At 60.9% G+C, this 19858-nt stretch carries 15 protein-coding genes; 6 read left to right on the forward strand and 9 right to left on the reverse strand.

Annotation, left to right across the window (positions count from 1 at the left end; all coding sequences use genetic code 11):
* Positions 1-4: 4 nt before the first annotated feature.
* The 3 genes from QEZ52_RS08855 to acs all read right to left on the reverse strand — a co-directional run bounded on the left by QEZ52_RS08855 (position 5) and on the right by acs (position 3150).
* Positions 5-286 carry a DUF4212 domain-containing protein gene (locus QEZ52_RS08855; RefSeq protein WP_406649575.1) on the reverse strand — a complete coding sequence of 94 codons (282 nt, stop codon included), beginning with the start codon at positions 284-286 and terminating at the stop codon, positions 5-7.
* A gap of 204 nt (positions 287-490) precedes the next feature.
* A complete protein-coding gene (locus QEZ52_RS08860; RefSeq protein ID WP_406649577.1) occupies positions 491-1174 on the reverse strand; it encodes an adenylate kinase in 684 nt (227 codons plus the stop codon).
* Positions 1175-1185: 11 nt separating this feature from the next.
* Positions 1186-3150: an acetate--CoA ligase gene (gene acs / locus QEZ52_RS08865; protein WP_406649579.1), complete on the reverse strand. Its 1965-nt coding sequence runs from the start codon at positions 3148-3150 to the stop codon at positions 1186-1188.
* Positions 3151-3700: 550 nt separating this feature from the next.
* On the opposite strand from acs, the gene QEZ52_RS08870 reads away from it, so the two are divergent.
* The 4 genes from QEZ52_RS08870 to thpR are packed head-to-tail and all read left to right on the forward strand — an operon-like array spanning position 3701 to position 7344.
* Positions 3701-4717: a C4-dicarboxylate TRAP transporter substrate-binding protein gene (locus tag QEZ52_RS08870; protein WP_406649581.1), complete on the forward strand. Its 1017-nt coding sequence runs from the start codon at positions 3701-3703 to the stop codon at positions 4715-4717.
* A 59-nt stretch (positions 4718-4776) separates the two neighbouring features.
* Positions 4777-5418 (forward strand): TRAP transporter small permease subunit, encoded by a 642-nt coding sequence (locus QEZ52_RS08875; RefSeq protein WP_406649583.1) that lies wholly within the window; start codon positions 4777-4779, stop codon positions 5416-5418.
* Between the two features lie 6 nt (positions 5419-5424).
* Positions 5425-6828: a TRAP transporter large permease gene (locus QEZ52_RS08880; protein WP_406649585.1), complete on the forward strand. Its 1404-nt coding sequence runs from the start codon at positions 5425-5427 to the stop codon at positions 6826-6828.
* Positions 6829-7344, forward strand: coding sequence for an RNA 2',3'-cyclic phosphodiesterase (thpR, locus tag QEZ52_RS08885; RefSeq protein ID WP_406649588.1), 516 nt, complete (start codon positions 6829-6831; stop codon positions 7342-7344).
* A gap of 81 nt (positions 7345-7425) precedes the next feature.
* Here the strand turns inward: thpR and QEZ52_RS08890 are convergent, their stop codons facing one another.
* The 3 genes from QEZ52_RS08890 to QEZ52_RS08900 all read right to left on the reverse strand — a co-directional run bounded on the left by QEZ52_RS08890 (position 7426) and on the right by QEZ52_RS08900 (position 11423).
* Positions 7426-8964, reverse strand: coding sequence for a trimethylamine methyltransferase family protein (locus tag QEZ52_RS08890; protein WP_406649590.1), 1539 nt, complete (start codon positions 8962-8964; stop codon positions 7426-7428).
* Positions 8965-9066: 102 nt separating this feature from the next.
* Positions 9067-10035: a D-2-hydroxyacid dehydrogenase gene (locus tag QEZ52_RS08895; protein ID WP_406649592.1), complete on the reverse strand. Its 969-nt coding sequence runs from the start codon at positions 10033-10035 to the stop codon at positions 9067-9069.
* Between the two features lie 41 nt (positions 10036-10076).
* Entirely contained in the window at positions 10077-11423 is a 1347-nt protein-coding gene (locus QEZ52_RS08900; protein WP_406649594.1) for an MmgE/PrpD family protein, read from the reverse strand.
* A gap of 221 nt (positions 11424-11644) precedes the next feature.
* Between QEZ52_RS08900 and QEZ52_RS08905 the strand changes: the two genes are divergently transcribed.
* Complete coding sequence (locus tag QEZ52_RS08905; protein WP_406649596.1) at positions 11645-12532, forward strand: LysR substrate-binding domain-containing protein; 888 nt, start codon at positions 11645-11647, stop codon at positions 12530-12532.
* 150 nt (positions 12533-12682) lie between these two features.
* Here QEZ52_RS08905 and QEZ52_RS08910 read toward each other — a convergent pair whose 3' ends face one another.
* The 3 genes from QEZ52_RS08910 to QEZ52_RS08920 all read right to left on the reverse strand — a co-directional run bounded on the left by QEZ52_RS08910 (position 12683) and on the right by QEZ52_RS08920 (position 17832).
* Positions 12683-15100: an FAD-dependent oxidoreductase gene (locus QEZ52_RS08910; protein WP_406649599.1), complete on the reverse strand. Its 2418-nt coding sequence runs from the start codon at positions 15098-15100 to the stop codon at positions 12683-12685.
* A 241-nt stretch (positions 15101-15341) separates the two neighbouring features.
* Positions 15342-16595, reverse strand: coding sequence for an aminotransferase class V-fold PLP-dependent enzyme (locus tag QEZ52_RS08915; RefSeq protein WP_406649601.1), 1254 nt, complete (start codon positions 16593-16595; stop codon positions 15342-15344).
* A 283-nt stretch (positions 16596-16878) separates the two neighbouring features.
* Positions 16879-17832, reverse strand: a complete 954-nt coding sequence (locus QEZ52_RS08920) for a helix-turn-helix domain-containing protein (RefSeq protein ID WP_406649603.1) — start codon at positions 17830-17832, stop codon at positions 16879-16881.
* A gap of 270 nt (positions 17833-18102) precedes the next feature.
* Here QEZ52_RS08920 and QEZ52_RS08925 point away from each other — a divergent pair, with 270 nt between their 5' ends.
* Positions 18103-19854 carry a hydantoinase B/oxoprolinase family protein gene (locus tag QEZ52_RS08925; protein ID WP_406649605.1) on the forward strand — a complete coding sequence of 584 codons (1752 nt, stop codon included), beginning with the start codon at positions 18103-18105 and terminating at the stop codon, positions 19852-19854.
* Positions 19855-19858 lie beyond the last annotated feature (4 nt).

Genomic DNA, 19858 nt, shown 5'->3' on the forward strand with positions numbered 1-19858 from the left:
GGGTTTACTCCTCGACGCCGTATTCGCGGTCCAGCTTGTTCATGCGGATCGCGTAGAAAAAGATCAGGCCCAGGAACACCAGGATCGAGCCTTGCTGGGCGAACCAGAAGCCAAGATCGGTGCCGCCGACGCTGATGCCAGACAGCAACGGACGCAGCAGAATGCCGAACCCGAAAGAGACGACAGCCCAGATCACCAGGCTGACAAGAATGATCCGCACGTTGGCCTGCCAATAGCCCTTGTCGGCTTCGGCAGTCTGTGCGGAGGTGTTTGTTTGGTCCGCCATCGCGGGTCCTCCTTCGCTTCCTCCAGAGCTGTTCCATCCCTGCATTCAAGTCTCCCCGGGATGGGGCAGCTCCAATTTTGGGGCCTGACGCAGGGAGGGGGGCCTTGCGTCAGGCAACACTCCATCGGTCCGCCAAGGCGGGTCCTTTGGATGTTTCTCGGTGATTGGACCCCCGGCAGGGCAGGGAGCCCTAGAGACGGATGATTAACGCATCGCGTCTTGAACAATGGAGTGCAGGCCGACGGCGATGTCGTCGATCTGGCCCATTGCGTCGATCTTTTTCAGCACATCGTGACCGTCGTAATAGGCGATCAGCGGGGCGGTCTGTGCGTGATAGGCTGTGAGCCGGCTGGCAACGGTTTCGGCGTTGTCATCGGCGCGCCGCTTCATGTCGGTGCCGCCGCATTTGTCACAGGTGCCTGCGGTTGCGGGCTGTTTGAAGCTGTCGTGATAGCCTTCGCCACAGGTGCCACAGGTGTAGCGGCCTGAAATGCGGGTGACCATTGCCGCGTCGTCGACTTCGAGGCTGACAGCGGCGTTGATCCGCTGGCCGGTTTCCGACAACAGCGTGTCCAGCGCCTGGGCCTGAACGGTGGTGCGCGGAAAGCCGTCCAGGATCACGCCCTGGGCACAATCGGCTTCGCCCAGACGGTCACGCAGGATGGCGATGACGATGTCGTCGCTGACCAGATCACCGGCCGCCATCACGGCCTGTGCGGCCTTGCCCGCGTCGGTCCCGGCGGCCACGGCGGCGCGCAGCAGGTCCCCGGTCGAGAGTTGAACCAGCCCGAATTTGTCTTCGAGCATCCGGGCCTGTGTGCCCTTCCCGGCACCCGGAGGGCCGAGAAGGATCAGAACAGCGGGGGTGGTTGAAACGGCAGCGTCCATGATCAATCCCCTTATTTCACAGCACGATTGGCGATCAGGTCGTCAACCACCGACGGATCGGCGAGCGTTGACGTATCCCCCAGGGCACCAAAGTCGTTTTCGGCGATCTTGCGCAGGATGCGGCGCATGATCTTGCCCGAGCGGGTTTTTGGCAGGCCGGGGGCCCATTGGATCACGTCGGGCGATGCGATGGGGCCGATTTCGGTCCGTACCCAGGTGCGCAGCTCCTTGAGCAGCTCGTCGCTGGGTTCGCGGTCGTTCATCAGGGTGACATAGCAATAGATGCCCTGGCCCTTGATGTCATGCGGGTAGCCGACCACGGCGGCTTCGGCGACGGCGGCGTGGGCGACCAGCGCAGATTCAACTTCGGCGGTGCCCATGCGGTGGCCCGAGACGTTGATCACGTCATCGACGCGGCCGGTGATCCAGTAATCGCCATCTTCGTCGCGACGGCAGCCGTCACCGGTGAAGTAATAGCCTTTGTAGTCCGCGAAATAGGTTTTCTGGAACCGTTCGTGATCGCCCCAGACGGTGCGCATCTGACCGGGCCAGCTGTCCTTGATGCACAGCACGCCTTCGACGCCATTGCCGTCGATCTCTTCGCCCGACTGCGGGTCCAAAACCACCGGTTCGATGCCAAAGAACGGTTTCATCGCCGAGCCGGGTTTCATCGCGTGGGCACCGGGCAGCGGGGTCATCAGATGGCCGCCGGTTTCGGTCTGCCACCAGGTATCCACGATCGGGCAGCGCCCGCCGCCAACAACTTCGTTGTACCAGTTCCAGGCTTCGGGGTTGATCGGTTCGCCCACGGTGCCCAGGGTGCGCAGGGAGGACAGGTCGCATTTTTCGACCCATTCGTTGCCCTGACCCATCAGGGCGCGCAGCGCGGTGGGGGCGGTGTAGAACTGGTTGACCTTGTGTTTCTCGCAGACCTGCCAGAAGCGCGACGCGTCCGGGTAGGTTGGCACGCCTTCGAACATCACGGTGGTGGCGCCATTGGCCAGCGGACCATAGACGATATAGCTGTGGCCGGTGACCCAACCCACATCCGCAGTACACCAGTAGATGTCGCCTTCGTGGTAATCAAAGGTGATTTCCTGGGTCATCGCCGCATAGACCAGATAGCCGCCGGTGGTGTGCACCACGCCTTTGGGCTGACCGGTGGAGCCGGAGGTATAGAGGATGAACAGCGGATCTTCGGCGCTCATCTCGGCGGGTTTGCAGTAGTCGTTCGCCTCGAGCGCCATTTCGTTATAGTCATAGTCGCGCCCGTCGATCCAGGTGGTCTGACCACCGGTGCGTTTCACGACCAGACATTTCACGCTGTCCTTGCAGTGCAGCAGGGCGGCATCAACGTTGGATTTCAGCGGTGTCTTGCGGCCACCACGGGGGGCTTCGTCCGCGGTGATCACAACTTTGGCGTCACAGCCGTTCACACGGGCCGCCAAAGCATCAGACGAGAAACCGGCAAACACGATGGAATGGATCGCGCCAATGCGGGCACAGGCCAGCATGGCATAGGCGGCTTCCGGGATCATCGGGAGGTAGATGATGACCCGGTCGCCTTTGCGCACCCCCATGGTTTCGAGGATGTTGGCCATGCGGCAGACGCGGTTCTGCAGCTGTTTATAGGTGATGTGCTGGGCGGTCTCATTCGGATCATCGGGTTCAAAGATGATCGCGGTCTGGTCGCCCCGGGTGTCCAGGTGACGGTCAATACAATTGGCGGCGACGTTCAGTGTGCCATCGGCATACCAGTTGATCGCCACGTCGCCAAAGCTGTAGTTGACGTCTTTTACTTTGGTAAAAGGCTTGATCCAATCGACGCGTTTGCCCTGTTCGCCCCAGAACGCTTCGGGGTCGTTGATCGAGGCGGCATACATCTCGTCATATTTGGCAGCGTCCACATGGGCCCGTGCGACCACATCCGCTGATGGTGGGAATACCGGGGTCGGTGTTCGCGTTTCGCTTGTCATAATAGGTTCCTCCCTAATGACCGTCTTGATATTCGGTCGCAAAATTCCGATGTGGCAAAAATCCAACCAATTCCACCCTCAAATTGGATTGCTGCCGTTGGAGGCGATCATATACGGAGTTGAAAATAAGTGAATAACTTCCCGTAATTTAACGATTTGCTTGTAAATGTTTTTCACAATCCGGCGTAAATTTGTAAATTTATCAAATGATGTCTGAAAATTTCCTGTTTTGGCAAAGCGTTGGATGTCAAAGGGGGTTGGCCCATTTGATTTCCTGACGGTGTGCAATGGTATGCAGAAGCGGGAGTCATCGAACTCAACCGGTGTGACATATTGTGTCGCTTGCCGGTGGGATCGCGCATTTTTCCTGCGTGCGCCTGTTTTCGAGACACCAGAGGCGAGTCAGCAGGCATTCGACGAACGATCAAAAAACGGGCTGCCGTAGCGTCGCTTTTGCCCGCTTGGGCCGCAGGGCTTGGCAGGGGGGGGCAATGGCGCTAGCCTTGCGACCAAGCGGCGCAAAACAGGCCGCAACAAATGGGAGTTTTTCATGAACAAGATGTTGACCGGGGCTGTTATGGCCGCCGCATCCGTTGCCGTCGCAGGCGAAGTCGCCGCAACCGAATGGAATGTATCCGTCTGGGGCAAACGCCGCGCCTTTACCGAACATGTCGAAAAGCTGGCCGAGCTGGTCAGCGAAAAGACCGGCGGTGAATTCACCATGAACATCAGCTATGGCGGTCTGTCCAAGAACAAGGAAAACCTGGACGGGATTTCCATTGGGGCCTTTGAGATGGCCCAGTTCTGTGCCGGCTATCACCGCGACAAGAACCCGACCATCACCGTGCTGGAACTGCCGTTCCTGGGGGTGAACACCCTGGCCGAAGAAGTCGCCGTGTCCCACGCGGTCTATGCCCACCCGGCGGTGCAAAAGGATCTGGCGCGCTGGAACGCCAAACTGTTGATGACCAGCCCGATGCCGCAATACAACATTGTCGGCACCGGCGAGCCGCGTGACGAGCTGGCCGAGTTCAAGGACATGCGGGTGCGTGCCACCGGCGGCATCGGCAAGGCGTTTTCGGCCGTCGGCGCGGTGCCCACATCGGTGACCGCGACCGAAGCCTATAACGCGATGGAATCCGGCGTGGTCGATACCGTCGCCTTTGCCCAGCACGCGCATCTGGCCTTTGGGACGATCAACCGCGCCGAATGGTGGACCGCCAACCTGAACCCCGGCACCGTGAATTGCCCGGTGGTGGTGAACACCGACGCCTATGACGCGCTGTCCGACAGCGAACGCGACGCGCTGGACAGTTCGGTCAGCGAAGCGATTGACCATTATCTGGCCAATTATGGCGCGCTGCTGGACAAATGGGATGGTGTTCTGGCCGAAAAGAACGTGACCAAGGTCGAATTGGCCGAAAGCGAATTGGATGCCTTCCGCACCGTGGCGGCCGATCCGATCCGCGAGGCATGGATTGCCGACATGACCGCCCAGGGCATTCCCGCCCAGGAGCTGTATGATCTGGTGATGAAAACCCTGTCGGACGTGCGCGCAGGCAACTGATCACATTCAAGGCCGGGCCTGATTGGTCCGGCCTTGTCCTATAGATATGGGGGAATGCAATGGCTTCGGGCGCTGCAGTTCTGGAAAGTGATCACCTGATCAGCCGGTTGGACCGGTGGTTGCTGAAGCTGGAACAGGTGCTGGCCCTGCTCAGCGGCATCGCGGTGTTTTCGCTGATGGTGCTGGCGGTGGTGTCGGTGGGGGGGCGCAATGCGTTCAACGCGCCGTTGCCGGGCTATGTGGATTGGATCGAACAGGCGATGCCGCTGATCGCGTTCATGGGCATCGCCTATGTGCAGCGCGACGGCACCCACATTCGAATGGACATCGTGATCTCGCGCCTGAAGGGCCGTGCGCTGTGGCTGTTCGAGCTGATTTCGGTGCTGTTGATCCTGATCCTGATGATGGCGCTGGTCTATGGAAGCTGGTCGCATTTCCTGCGGTCGTTTGATTTCGCCGCCCCATTGTGGAGCCGCGACAGTTCGATTGACATCGGCCTGCCGATCTGGCCCGCGAAATTGCTGGCACCGGTGGCCTTTGGGGTGCTCTGTCTGCGGCTGATGGTGCAGGCCTGGGGCTATGGGCGGGCCTTTGTGCTGGGGTTGGATGCACCGGTGGCGGTGCCGATGATCCAAAGCGCTGCCGCCCAGGCCGCCGCCGAGGCCGAACAATTGGCCGATCCGAAGGCCGAGCAGGAGTAAGCGGACATGGAACCCATTGATATTGGCCTGTGGGTCACGGGCGGGTTGTTGGCCATGGTTTTGCTGGGGATGCGCGTGGCCTTTGCCGCCGCTATGGCCGGGCTGGTGGGGTTGGTGTGGATCTTTTGGGCCAAATTCGGCTATGCGCCGGACAAATTCACCAAGGCGCTGACCGTGTCGGTCAAGATCGCCGGCCAGGTGCCCCATTCCAAGGTCTCCTCTCAGGCGCTCAGCCTGATCCCTACCTTTATCCTGATCGGCTATCTGGCCTATTACGCGGGGTTGACCAAGGCCCTGTTCGAAGCCGCCAAACGCTGGATCGCCTGGCTGCCCGGCGGGTTGGCGGTGTCGACCGTCTTTGCCACCGCGGGCTTTGCCGCCGTATCAGGTGCCTCGGTGGCGACCTCGGCGGTGTTTGCACGGATCGCCATCCCCGAGATGCTGAAAATCGGCTATAACAAACAATTCGCCGCTGGCGTGGTGGCGGCCGGGGGCACCTTGGCGTCGCTGATCCCGCCGTCGGCCATTCTGGTGATCTATGCGATCATCGTGGAACAGGACGTGGGCAAGCTGTTGCTCGCCGGGTTCATTCCCGGCGCTTTTTCGGCGGTGATCTATGCATTGTTGATTGTCGGCATTGCGGTGGTGTTCAAATCCGTTGGCCCCCCGGTGCGCGGGTTCACCTGGAAGCAACGGTTTGCGGCCTTGCCGGCGGCTCTGCCGATTGTCTTTGTCGTCGTGATTATCATCTGTTTTGTCTACAACCCCTTTGGCGGTGATGCCTGGGGCACCCCAACCGAAGGCGGCGCTCTGGGGGCATTTGTGGTGTTCGTCATGGCGCTGATCAAGGGCATGAAATGGGCCCAGCTGAAATCTGCGTTGTTGGATACGGCCAAATTGACGGTGATGATCTTTACCATCATCTGGGGCGTTCTGATTTACGTGCGGTTCCTGGGGTTTGCCGATCTGCCGGGGGCGTTTTCCGACTGGATCACGTCGATCGATGCGTCGCCCATGCTGATCCTGGTGTGCATTCTGCTGGCCTATGCGGTGCTGGGGATGTTCATGGACGCCATTGGCATGCTGCTGCTCACCCTGCCGGTGGTCTACCCGGCGGTGATGGCGCTGAACGGGGGGGAAGCGGTTTCGGCGGCTGACAGCGCCTTTGGCATGAGCGGCACAATGTGCGCCATCTGGTTCGGCATCCTGGTGGTGAAAATGGCCGAATTCTGCCTGATCACCCCGCCCATCGGTCTGAATTGTTTCGTGGTGGCCGGGGTGCGCGATGATCTGACTGTTCAGGATGTGTTCAAGGGGGTGACGCCGTTCTTTCTGGCGGATGGGGTGACCATCGCGCTGTTGGTGGCCTTTCCGGGGATTGTGCTGTTTCTGCCCAGCCTGGCGGGCTAGATGCGGGCGTTTGTCGCCATTTCCATGTCCCCAGAGGTCAGCGACGCGATGGTGCGCCTGCAACGGCGTCTGGGTTTTGGTCGTGCGGTGCCAGAGGACAATCTGCACCTGACGCTGGCGTTTTTGGATGACCAGCCCGAGGATCTGCTGGAAGAGTTGCACGGGCATCTGGCCGGGCTGCGGTGCGCGCCATTTTCGCTCTCATTCACCGGGTTGGGGGTGTTCGGATCTGCGGTTCATGTTCCGGCCAATGACAGTGCCAATTTGACGACGCTGCATGGCAGGGTTCTGGGCACCTGCCGCAAAGCCGGAATAACGCTGGCGCGCCGCCGGTTCCGCCCACATGTCACCGTGGCCCGCCTGGGCAAGGGGCAAACCCCGCCACCGCTGCGGGCCGAGCTCGCTGATTTTCAGATACCGGACATGGAGGTGCAGCAGGTGACCCTGTTCGAATCCACCCTGCACCCCAAGGGCGCCCGCCATGATCCGCTGGCGATTTACCCGCTGCGCGCCTGATCCCCTTCATCTCGCCAAAAAACTCCGGGGAGCGCGAGGGGCTGGCCCCTCGCTGCGCGACCTCAGTCCCGCGTCCCGTGATCAGGGCTCGTCCGACCCGATCTCTTCCTTGCGCCGCGCCACATAGGCGTCCAGCTCTTCGACGATGGCCGGGTCCATCGGGGGCGCTTCGTAATCGCGCAGGGCCTGTTGCCACAGTTCGGTGGCGCGCTCCAACGCGTCCTTGGCTCCGGCTGCTTCCCAGTTCTCATAGTTCTGCCAATCCGACAGCATCGGTTTGTAGAACGCGGTTTCATAGCGGGCCATTGTGTGCTCGGCCCCAAAGAAGTGACCGCCAGTGGGCACCGATTTGATCGCGTCCAACCCCAATTCATCGGTGTCGAATTTCATCGGTTTGAGGAATTCGATCATGTTCTGGATAATCTCCACATCCATGATGAACTTTTCATAGGATGCGGTCAGGCCGCCTTCGAGCCATCCGGCGGCGTGATAGACGATATTGGCCCCGCCCAGCACTGCGCCCCAGGTCGACATCATGGTTTCATAAGCCGCCTGCAAATCCACCGCGTTGGACGCATTGGTGTTCGAGGTGCGATAGGGGATGCCATAGCGGCGCGCCAGCTGACCGCCGACGATATTGGCCTTGGCATTTTCGGGCGTGCCGAACGCAGGTGCGCCGGATCGCATGTCCACATTCGACGTGAACGATCCGTACATCACCGGGGCACCGGGGTTGACCAGCTGGGTCAGCACCACGCCAAACAGGGCTTCGGCGTTTTGTTGCGCCAATGCGGCGGGCAGGGTGACCGGAGTCATCGCCCCCATCAGGGTGAACGGCGTCACCGTCACCGGCTGGCCATGTTCGGCCATGGCGATCAGCCCGTCGCCCATGGCATCATCAAACAGACGCGGCGAGTTGACCGAGATGATGGTGATCACACCGGGATCATCGCGCATCTCATCGACGCTTTGGCCCCGGGTGATGGCCATCATGTTGATCCCGTCCATCGCCCGCCCGCGGCCAATGGCGGTACAGTGGAACGACAGATCGGAATAGGTCAGATTGGCCCGATAGGTGTCGAGATGCCGGTTGTTGGCGGGCATTTCCATCGGGGCCATCACCTGATTGCCGATCAGGTTGATGGCGTTGAAATGATGCGCCAGTTTGATGAAGTTGCAATAATCGGTGTAATTGCCCTGACGCCGCCCATTGATCCGGTCGTGCACATTGGGCGGGCCCGCGACCAGCCCGAATGTCATGTTGTCGCCGCCCAGGGTGATGCGTTTGGCGGCATTGCGGGCGCGCAGGGTGAATTCGGACGGCACCGTTTTCAGGGCCTCTGTCACGATGCTTTCATCCATGCGGATGGTTTGCGTGTCGCGATCCACGATGGCGCCTGCCTCTTCGAACAGGTCCATCACGTTGTCGCCCATCACCCGGATGCCGGCTTCGGACAGGATCCGCATCGACGTGTCATGCAGCTGGTCCATCTGGTCGGGGTTCAGCAGCTCAAACTTGGGGTAGCTGTTTTTGACCTGTTGCCAGGGCAATTGTTCGATACCGCCACCCTGTCGGGTGGATTTGCCGCGGCGTCCGCCGCCGCGCCGTTCACGTGCCATGTTTGTTTGGTCCTCCAAGACCTTTTCAGAGCGTTATTCAGTGATCGTCTGGGTCGCGAGCGACCCATTGGTATCTAACCTTTGGTATCTAGCCTGCGCGTGTCAGTAGCCGCGCGCAGGGCTGACGATATTGGTCAGGGGCTGGCCCTGTCGGTAGCGGGTCAGGTTGTCGGAAAACATCTCGACCGATTTCAGATCCCAGCCCTCATAGACGGACGAACAATGCGGGGTGATGATGACATTGTCATAGCCCCACAGCGCGTGATCGGCGGGCAGGGGTTCGATGCTGAACACATCCAGTGCCGCACCGCGGATGCGCCCCTGATCGAGCGCGTCCAGCAGCGCCGCTTCGTCGATCACCCCCCCGCGTGAGACATCGACGATCACGGCGGTGTCCTTCATCGCGGCAAAGGCATCTGCGCCGACGATGCCACGGGTGCTGTCCAGCAGCGGCACGCAGGTGACGATGAAATCGGCGCGGCCCCACAGGGCGGGCAGATCGTCAATGCCGTGAACGTCGTCCACATTCGGGGTCGGTTTTGGCCGGGCGCGCACGCCCAGTGTGGTCATGCCCATCGCCTTGCAGCGCGCGGCGACGGCTTCGCCGGTTTTGCCCAGACCCACGATCAGCACGGTTTTGTCGTCAATCGGTTCAACCTGTCCGGCCGCGATCCATCCGCGGCGTTCCTGCGCGGCGCGAAATGCGGGCAGACCGAGCGAGAAATGCAACATCCCCCCCAGCGCGTATTGCGCCATCATGTCAGCGGCCACCCCGGCGGAATTGGTCACGTTCAGCGCCTGTGGATCCCAGGGGTTCATGTGATCAATGCCCGAGCCGCCCACCGACACCCAAGTCACCGATGGCGCATCAATCAGCGCCTGACGCGGATACCCGGGTGTGCCGGCAAAGCGCACGGAATAGACCACCTCGGCCCCGGTTTCGGCGATCATGGCGGGCAGGGCATCATAGCTGTCACAGGTATGAATAGCCAAGTCCGGGTGACGTGCCGCCAGCAGATCGCGGGCAGGGGCGGGATTGCTGGTGTGCAGGATGACAGTCGGGTTCTTCATGGGGGTTCCTTTTTGGGGCTCCTTTTGGGGCTCTGGGGGGATCAAGGGGCGTCAAAGATCAGCGCGGTCAGGTCGGACACCTTGCTGTCTGCGTTGACAAAGCCCAACACCGCATCGCGGATGTCGCTGGCGCGGGCCTCGCCCAGCGAGGGGGAGGCGAATTCCATGAATTTGGCGATGACGTCGGATTTGTCCATCGGGGCTTCGGGTCCGCCGCGGGCGTGCACATCGCCGGATGTGAGAACCTGGTTGTTTTTCAGCGTCACGGTGACATCGGCGACCCGGCAGGTCGGGAAGCGATCGGAATGGCGCTTATCTTCGGAAACGCTGATGCGTTTGTGGATGTCGGCCACCAGTGGGTCGGTCAGCCCACCCCCCGAGATATGTTCCAGCCCGATCCGGCCATAGGCCATCTGGGTTGCCACCGCATAGGCCAGGGAATACTGCGCCTGGCTGGTGGTGGTGGGGATGCCGGGATAGAGGCACGAGCTTTCGTGGAAGGTGTTGATATGCACCGAGGCGATATCGCCGTGGGTCAGTTTGTGCTCCAGCATCACCTGACGCACCGCATCAATGGGGGCGTGGGCCCAGCGGCAGATCGGATATGGTTTCACATATTGGTGTTCCATCTGCCAGAAGGTGCCCAGATCGTCCCAATGTTTGGCGACCCGGTCCTCTTCGATGGTGATGGCGGGCGCGCCGGTGAAACCCTTTTCCGCCAGAATGGCAGACGACAGACCAACCATGGCGCCCCAGCCGGACCCGTCATGCAGCATCGACGGGTTGGCGATTTCGCGCATCATCTGGCTGCGGGGGCCGTGGTATTCGGCAATCCCCATGCCCTGGCGCAGCTGGTCGCGGCTGTGACCCCGCACGCGGGCGGCCATGGCCACCACACCCAATGCGTTCCAGGCCCCGGAGGTGTGATAATCACAGGCCGTATCATGCAGCGAAATCGCCGCGCGTCCGGCGACCTCATAGCCGATGGTGGTCAGGGTCAGGGCCTCGGGGCCGGAGAAATCGGGGGCGCAATCGGCCAATGCGGCCAGCGTCGGGATCACCACCACGCCGATATGGCCCTTGGTCGGGTAATAGCCGTCGTGACCATCCAGATTGTCGGTGGCGGTGGCCGAGGCAAAGGCCGACCCGGCCAGCGAGACCTGGCGGCCATCAAACATCATCCGTGCCGACATGGCGGGATCGGCGCTGCCATAGAGAGCGGCGGCGGTGTCGCGCGCGATCGTTCCCGCCTGCATCGGGCCCGCGCCAATGGTGATGCCCAATGTGTCCAGAAACATCAGCGCCGCCGCGTCGCGGGTGCTGGTTGGCAGGTCATCAGGTTTCAGGTCAAAGGTGAAATCGGCGACTTTTTCAAACGTGTTGGTCATCTGGGGCTCGCGCTGTGAAACATTGGGCAGGTTCGTCATGGTGCAGACTAAGGGGTCTTGGTCCCGGTGACACACAAATTAACCGGGGTCATAGCGGTCGGATATTTCGCGAAATCTGCGTTAGACGTCGGTTTTGGGATAGTTCGCGACGGGAACTTGACGGACGGGGCGGGACGGATGGGGCCTTTTCGGCAGGGACTGGGCAGGTTAGGACATAGGCCATGAAACATCTCCCGCATCTGACCTTTTTGCGGTCCTTCGAAGCGGCCGCCCGGTCGCTCAGCTTTACGTCGGCCGCGGACGAGCTGAACTGTACCCAGTCGGCGGTGTCCAACCATGTGCGATCGCTCGAGGAATATATCGGGCGTCCGCTGTTCGTGCGCCACCCCAGATCGCTGTCGCTGACAGATGTGGGAGAGGCCTATCTGCCGTCTGTGCGCCATGCGCTGCAGGAGATTGATGTGGCGACGCGGTCGCTGTTGTCGCAGAATCACAAACGCGAAGTGGTGATTTCCTGTCCGATCAGCCTGGCCGAAAACTGGCTGCCCGGGGTGATCGCAGGGTTTCACAAGGCGCATCCTGACGTCGAAGTGACCCTGCACAGTACCGTGTGGGCGGATGTTGAGGAAAACGTGTCCGACATTTCGATTACCATCAACCATGTCGAAGATGTGGGGCGCGATCAGGTGCAATTGTGGGACGAGACGCTGGCCCTGGCCTGTGCGCCCGAATATCGCGTGGGCGGAAAACCATTGCGCGAGCCGGCCCAGTTGTTGGAAGCCAAGCTGATCCATATTCTGGGGCGCCCGATTTATTGGGAAAAGGTGTCAAAGGCGCTGGGCGTCGAAATTTCGTCCCAGAACAACGGGTTCCACACGAATTCCTCCAACACCGCGCTTGAGCTTGCCGCCAGTGGGGTGGGCTGTGTGGCGGTGCCAAAATCGCTGGTGCGGCGGTTTGAAAAACGCGGGTTCCTGGAGCAACCGTTTGATTTTGATCTGGAGTGCCCCTGGGCGTATTTTGCAAATTTCAAGGATCGCACAGCAACCCCGTCGGTCAAGCTGTTCAAAGCCTGGCTGCTCAAGGCGGCAAGCGCTGATGGGGTGTGACCCGGCAAAATTTTTTATCTAAAAAATTTGCCCCCTGGCACCGGCTGAAAAGACATCACAAGGGGAGCCCGGTTTGAAACCTCTTGGTGACGGTGCCGCCGGGCTCAGAATTTTACTTAAAATTCTGAGCCCCTTGGTCAGCGGTGTGTGTTACCCGCGCAGGCGCGCGCCCTGAGGGTCAAAAGGCGCGGCTTCGAGGATGCGGGCACTGTGGGGTTTGCCCAGAATGAACACCTCTACGGCATCACCCGGTTTGGCGATCTCGGGGTTGGCATAGCCGATGGCCAGGGATTTGCCGACCGAATACCCATAGGCCCCGGATGTCACACGACCCACCGATTTTCCGTCCGGGGTAAAGATCGGTTCGCCCCCTGAGGCATCGGCGTTGTTGACCGCGTCAATCTCGAACACGGACAGCATTTCGCGGCAGGGGTTGTCCTTGACCTTCAGATACGCGTCCTTGTTGAGGAAGTCCTTGTCGAGCTTGATGAGGCCGGACAGCCCGACTTCCTGGGGCCAGTATTCCTGGGAGTATTCGCGTCCCCAGGAGCCATAGCCTTTTTCGATCCGCAAGCTGCCGAGCGCACGGCCGCCGACGGGGCCGCCGTTGAACTCTTTTGCGGCTTCCAGAAGCGCGGCATAAAGCTGGACCTGATCACCTTCGGCGCAATGCAGCTCCCAGCCGAGATCCCCGGTGAACGACACCCGCACGGCCAGACAGGCAACTCCTGCGACCTCGATGCTGCGCGAACGCATGAACCGGAACGCTTCGTTGCTGAGATCCGCATTGGTCATGCGTTGCAGCATGTCGCGCGATTTGGGGCCTGCGATGTTGAAGCCTGCAATGCGGTCGGTTGCGACTTCGAATGTGGTGCCGTCGGGCAGGTCAATCATGTTGAAGAAGCGCTGGTGATAGCGTTCCGCCATGCCCGAGCCGATCATCATGTATTCATCGTCGGCGACCTTGGTGATGGTGAAATCGCCAGCCACGCCGCCACGGACAGAAATCAGCGGGGTCAGGCAGGAACGACCGGTTTCGGTCGGCACCCGGTTGGCGACCAGCTTGTCCAGCCATGTGTAAGCGCCAGGGCCCTTGATCACGTAGTTGGCGAAGTTCGAGATGTCGATGACGCCGACGTTTTCGCGCAGCATCTTGACCTCTTCGCCCACCGGCGCCCACCAGTTCTGGCGGGTAAAGGAGTTGGTGTCCTGTTTGCCGGGCTCGCCCGAGAACCACAGCGGGTGTTCCCAACCACAGTTCATGCCGAATACGGCCCCCATCTGCTGTTGCATCTCATACGCGGGGCGCACACGGGCCGGGCGACCGGCGCTGCGTTCTTCGTTGGGGAAGTGGATGGCAAAGCGGTGGGCGTATTGGTCTTCGACGCGGGCTTTGGTGAATTTCTTGTCGGCCCAGTCGCCAAAGCGCGCCAGATCCCAGGCGAACATGTCGTACTGCGGCTCGCCTTCGATGATCCATTGCGCGGCCAGCAGACCCAGGCCACCGGATTGCGAGAAACCGGGGATGATGCCGGTGCAGCAGAAATAGTTCTTGAGCTCGGGCACCGGACCCCAGATGGCGTTGCTGTCAGGCGACCAGATCATCGGGCCGTTGATGACGCGTTTGACACCGGCGGTTTCAGCGCAGGGCACGCGTTCGGTGGCGCGGATCACGTTTTCCATGATCCGGTCCAGATCGTCGGGGAACAATTCGTGGGCGAAATCCTGGGGCGTGCCGTCTTCGGCCCAGAACCGCATGTCTTTTTCATAGGCACCGATCAGGAAGCCGTTGCCCTCCTGGCGGAAGTAATATTCGCCGTCGCGGTCGGCAATCGAAGGCAGGCGACGGTCCATCGCCGCGACTTCGGGGATGGTTTCGGTGACGAAATACTGGTGCTCGGTGGGCTGCAGGGGCAGGGTCAGGCCGGCCATGGCGGCGACTTCGCGTCCCCACAGACCGCCCGCGTTCACCACCCATTGGGTGTGAATGTCGCCTTTGGCGGTGCGCACGATCCAGGAGCCATCGGGCTGTTGTTCCGTGCCGATCACCGGGCAGAAGCGTTCGATCTGGGCCCCCATCTGGCGGGCCCCGGCGGCATAGGCCATGGTGACGCCCGACGGGTCCACATTGCCGCCATCGGGTTCATACATGATACAGCGGATGTCATCGAATTGCGCCAGCGGGTGCAGTTCCTTGGCCTGTTCGCGGCTGACTTCGTAAAAGTTCAGACCGTAGAATTTGGCCTTGGCCTCTTGCAGGCGCAGCTGGTGTTCGCGCTCTTCGGTTTTTGCCAGATACAGCGAGCCGGGCTGGAACACACCACAGCCCTGATCGGTTTCCTTTTCCAGCTCTTTATACAGGTTCATCGTATAATGCTGGATGCGGGTGACGTTGTTGTTGTCGTGCAGCCCGTGGATGTTTGCCGCAGCGTGCCAGGTCGACCCCGATGTCAGCTCGTCGCGTTCCAGCAGGACCACATCGGTCCAGCCCAATTTGGCCAGGTGGTACAGGATCGAACATCCGACCAGCCCGCCGCCGATCACCACTACCTGTGCATGGGTTTTCATCGTTCATCTACCTCGAAACGAAAAGGGCTGAGCCCCGGTTGTGACAGTTGCAAAAGGGATAGCCCGTGCGCGTTGCGAACACCCGAGAAGAAATCGGACCCAAAGCCCTTGGAATTTTCATGACAGGTGTGTCGAGTCGCCGATCCGGCCGGTTTTTTAGGGCCAAGGCGCGGGCAATCATTGTTTTGATCTGGTGGTGACCCCAAGGCCGCTCGAACGGCTTTGGGGTCGGCGCGCTGATCTATTCGGTGATCTGCTTCATTGTGGCGAGGAATTTGGCGACCTCATCCACGCTGTTGTAGTGGCACATGGAGACACGCACACAGCTGTCCATCTCCAGCGGCGTCAGGATATTGCCGGAATAATGATCGGCTTTGCGCAGATGGGTGCGAATGCCGTGGTCGTTCAACGTCTTGACCACATCGACCGATGCCACCCCATCGACAACCAGCGACACCAATCCTTCCCGTGCCGGATTGTCGGCACCCCCGATGATGGTCACCTTGTCCATTTCGCGCAGCCCGGGCAGATTTCCTGTTCCGTCAATCATTGCATCGGTCAGCGCCTGTTCCTGGGCGTGAATGGCGTCTGCGGCGGCGGCAAATCTGGCGCGGCGGTCGGATCCGCCGCCCACAGCACCACCCAGCCAGTCGAAATAGTCCACAACATCGGACAGGGTCGCATAGGATCCGGTGTCGCGGGTGCCCATTTCCCAGTTTTCCGCAGGGCCATCAATGAGGCTGTTGTGGGGCAGGGCGCTCAGACGCGGAGAGATCCAGGCCAACCCGTACCCATGACGCGAGAACACCTTGTAAGGGGACACCACATAGCCGTCCACGTCATAGGCGGTCAGGTCCATTCGCCCGTGTGCCGCATGTTGAATACCGTCCACGATGATGACACAGGCCGGAGCCACCGCCCGGATTGCGGCGCTGCAGGCGGCGACATCGACGCCCATGCCGGTCACCGGTGACGTATGCACGATCGTGGCGACCACGGTGTCCGCGGTGACGGCATCGGCATAGGCCGCCGCCTCTATGGTGCCGGTCGCGTTGTCATGCGGGATCAGAACATGGCGCTGGCCGGCCACCTGGGCCCAGCGATCACAGGCCGACCGGGTGGCGGGGTGTTCCAGCGTGCTGCCCAGAACCACGCCGCCCCGCGACGTGCCCAGGCAGGCATTCATGATCAGACGGAACAACAGTTCAGTGCCGCTTTCGCCGACAAAGAACTGACCACCGGGCGCGTTCATGAATTCGGCCATGTCTGTCTTGGCCTTGGTGATGACGCGGACCAGTTCACGGCTGCCCGGGTTGTCGCGCCCCTGATTGTCGGGGATGGCGGCATAACGGGTGGAGGTTTCGACCGCAGCGTTCAAGGTCAGCGCCCCGCCTGCGTTTTCAAAGAAGATGCGCGGCCCCTGCTGTGGGCAGTGATCGACCTGTGCAAACCGGCTTCGGATTTGGGTCAGCAATTCGGGAGAGATCTGAGGCATGGGGGCTCCGTGAGTGAGGCGTTGGACAACGCGGAATTTGGCGTCACGTTACCAGTTGGTCCTCCCGATACACGCAATTTATTCTGGGGCATCCCGCAATGAATTTGGTGGCTGGCGGGTCGACCCACGGGGCCGGTACGGGCATGATCCCCGGTCTCGTCGGGCCGTCTGAGATGACGCGCGGCGTGGGGCGCGCAGACAGGGCAAAAGGGGATTGGGGGCGCAGACCGCGTTGCGACGGTGTTCGGGGCCAATCCCCCCAACGGCGCGATCCTGGCCAGCCTTACGCGCTGGTGTCGGCCTTGAATTCCGAGGGGGTGACACCGAATTTGGATTTGAACAACCGCGAAAACTGGGCCTGATCCGAAAACCCAAAGCGATAGGCCACTTCGGCGATGGCCAATCCGGGGGCTGCGGCCAGCCGATCCCGCGCGGCGATCAGGCGGTGGTCGCGGATCTGTTGGCTGACAGTGCCGTTCACGTCCTTGAACAGGTCGTGCAGGTACCGTTTCGAGATGCCGCAGCCATCGGCGATCAGATCCGGGGACAGATCCGGGTTCTTCAGATTGGCGCGGATGAATTTTTCCACCCGCGTAATATGGGCCGACCGCACGGCCGACAGGTTGCTGGAATTGGCGTCGGAGGTTTCCTCCAGCGCCAGCCCCAACAGTTCCAGCAGCTGACGCCCGATGGTTTCGCTGGCCGCAGGTCCAAGATCGGCGAATTTTGATTGCGCCTGATCCACCATGCTGGCGAACAGCCCCGCGGTGCCAGAGGTGGCGTTGAACACGCGCGCGCAAAACCGGTCCGGTTGGCGCACGCGTTCTTCCAGCGCCTTCCGGCTGACCTTGAGCACAAACAGGTCATTGGGGTTTTCATACAGGAACCGGTAAGGTTCGTCGCCGCGTTCCAGGATGAACCCGCCGGGATCACAGCGCACCTCGCGCCCCAGCTGACGGAACTCGACCGTGCTGACGCGGGGCAGGGTGATCAGATATTCCTCTTGGCGGGCCTCGCGGATATGGGCGCGGCGGCGTTCATAGCTCAGAGGGTCCGATGTCAGCCGCGACATGCCGACGTGGCCCATGGACATACGGCTCAGCTGACCATTGAAACGGATCGGGTCGCGGAACTGCAATTCCAGGGGAAAATACGCATCATTCACCACCGCATTCCATTTGCTGGAGCGGTGCTGCGGCTCTGTCTTGGCCGTCGAGAACGTGAACCCGGCGGTCATATGCGTTTCCTCCCACGCTGAACCTTATCCCAAATCCCCAGCAAAACAAAAGAAAATGGGACGCCTGCGCTGAGCGCCAAATGGTTCTGCGCTGAGTGACAAATTGTTCTGCGCGGGGGTGCAAACAGCTCTGCGCGCATCGTCAAGACCGCCCCGGCAACCCCGGTCATCCTGAAATCCGAGAACGACGTGCAAAGGACCATGCCGGATCGAGCGGCCCATGCGCCCCCGTCCGGTGGATCTTTTGCCCCATTCAGAGGACCAGAAAACATGGCTGATAACCCCGTAGACCCGATCACGCTTTCCGTGGTGCGCGGCGTATTGGAAACCACCCAGCGCGAAATGACGCTGGCGCTGGAAAAGACGGCGCGCAGTTCGGTGTTCAACCTTGCGCATGATTATTCCACGGCGCTGTTCAACCACACGCCCGAAATGATCCTGCAGGGGCAGGATATTCCGATTCACCTGGGATCGTTGATCCCGGCGATGAAATCGGTCGCGGGGTTCTTTGACGGGGATATCAACGAAGGCGACCTGATCCTGCACAATGACCCGGCCTATGGGGGCAGCCACATCATCGACACCTGCATGTATTACCCGGTGTTCTATGAAGGCGAGCTGGTGTTCTGGACCGTCTGCAAGGGGCATCTGACGGATATTGGCGGCCCGGTTCCGGCGGGATACAACCCCGAGGCCAAGGAAATCTATGCCGAAGGGCTGCGCATCCCGCCGATCAAGCTGTGGGACAGGGGTGTGCCGCGCGACGACATCATGAACATGTTGCTGGTCAACATGCGGGCCCGGCGGGATCAGGAAGGTGATTTCAACGCCTTGATCGGGGCCTGTCAGGTGGGCGCGCGCAACCTGATTGCGCTGATGGACAAATATGGCAAGGAAACGGTTCAGACCTGCATTGCCAAGCTGTTGACCATGGCCAATGCCCATATGAAGGGGCTGATCGCGCAGGTGCCGGATGGGACCTATTCCGGCACGGCGGTGTTGGAAGATGCCGGGCACGGGTTTGGCGATTTCGACATCACCGCGACGGTGACGATCACCGGAGACAGTTGCCACATCGAAATCGAAAGCCCGCCGCAGATCCCGTATTTCATCAACTCCTACGAAGGCAATTCCTATTCGGGTGTCTATCTGGGCCTGATGATGTTCGCGCAATTGCCGCCGCCCTATAACGAGGGGCTGTATCGTAATGTCACGGTGGACATGGGCCGCAAGGGGACGTTGTGCAACGCCCAGTCACCTGCGCCGCATATGAATTGTACCACCACCCCGATGGAGACGCTGACCGATGCGGTGCGGCTGGCCTTTGAGCAGGCGGCCCCTGACAAGGTGTCGGCCAGCTGGGGGCACGCCAACGGCTGTAATATCGCCGGGTGGGACAATCGCCATGACGAAGAATACGTCACCATGGTTCTGGCTTCGATCATTTCGGGGGCCGGGGCGACCAACAGCCAGGATGGCTGGCACGCCTGTGGGCCCGAATGCTGTTTTGGGGCGCTGACGTCGGGGGATATCGAGATGCTCGAACATTCCTATCCGATCATCATTCACGAATACGGGCTGATGGAGGACAGCGGCGGCGCGGGCAAATTCCGCGGTGGGTCAGGCACGCGCTGGGCGGTCGAACCGTTGGATACGGACATGACCCTTGTCACCTTTGGTGAAGGCCGCCGCATTCCGGCGATGGGGGCCGCGGGTGCAAAATCCGCCATGGTTCACAAAAAGGTCGGCCGGTTGGAAATCACCCGCGACGGCGACACCCAGATCATCACCGACAATGTGATCGAGACCATCAAACCCGGTGAAATTGCCGCCAACCTCAACCCCGGCGGCGGCGGGTTCGGCAACCCGTTTGAACGCGACCCGTTGAAGGTGGTCGAAGACGTTCGAAACGGGCTGGTCAGCGTCGAAGGGGCCCGGCTGGACTATGGGGTGATCATTGCCGACGCCGAAACCCTCGCCATTGACGAAACCGCCACTGAACACGCCCGTTCTGTCGTCTGATCCT

This window comes from Aliisedimentitalea scapharcae (assembly GCF_045277565.1).
GTDB classification, from domain to species: domain Bacteria; phylum Pseudomonadota; class Alphaproteobacteria; order Rhodobacterales; family Rhodobacteraceae; genus Aliisedimentitalea; species Aliisedimentitalea scapharcae.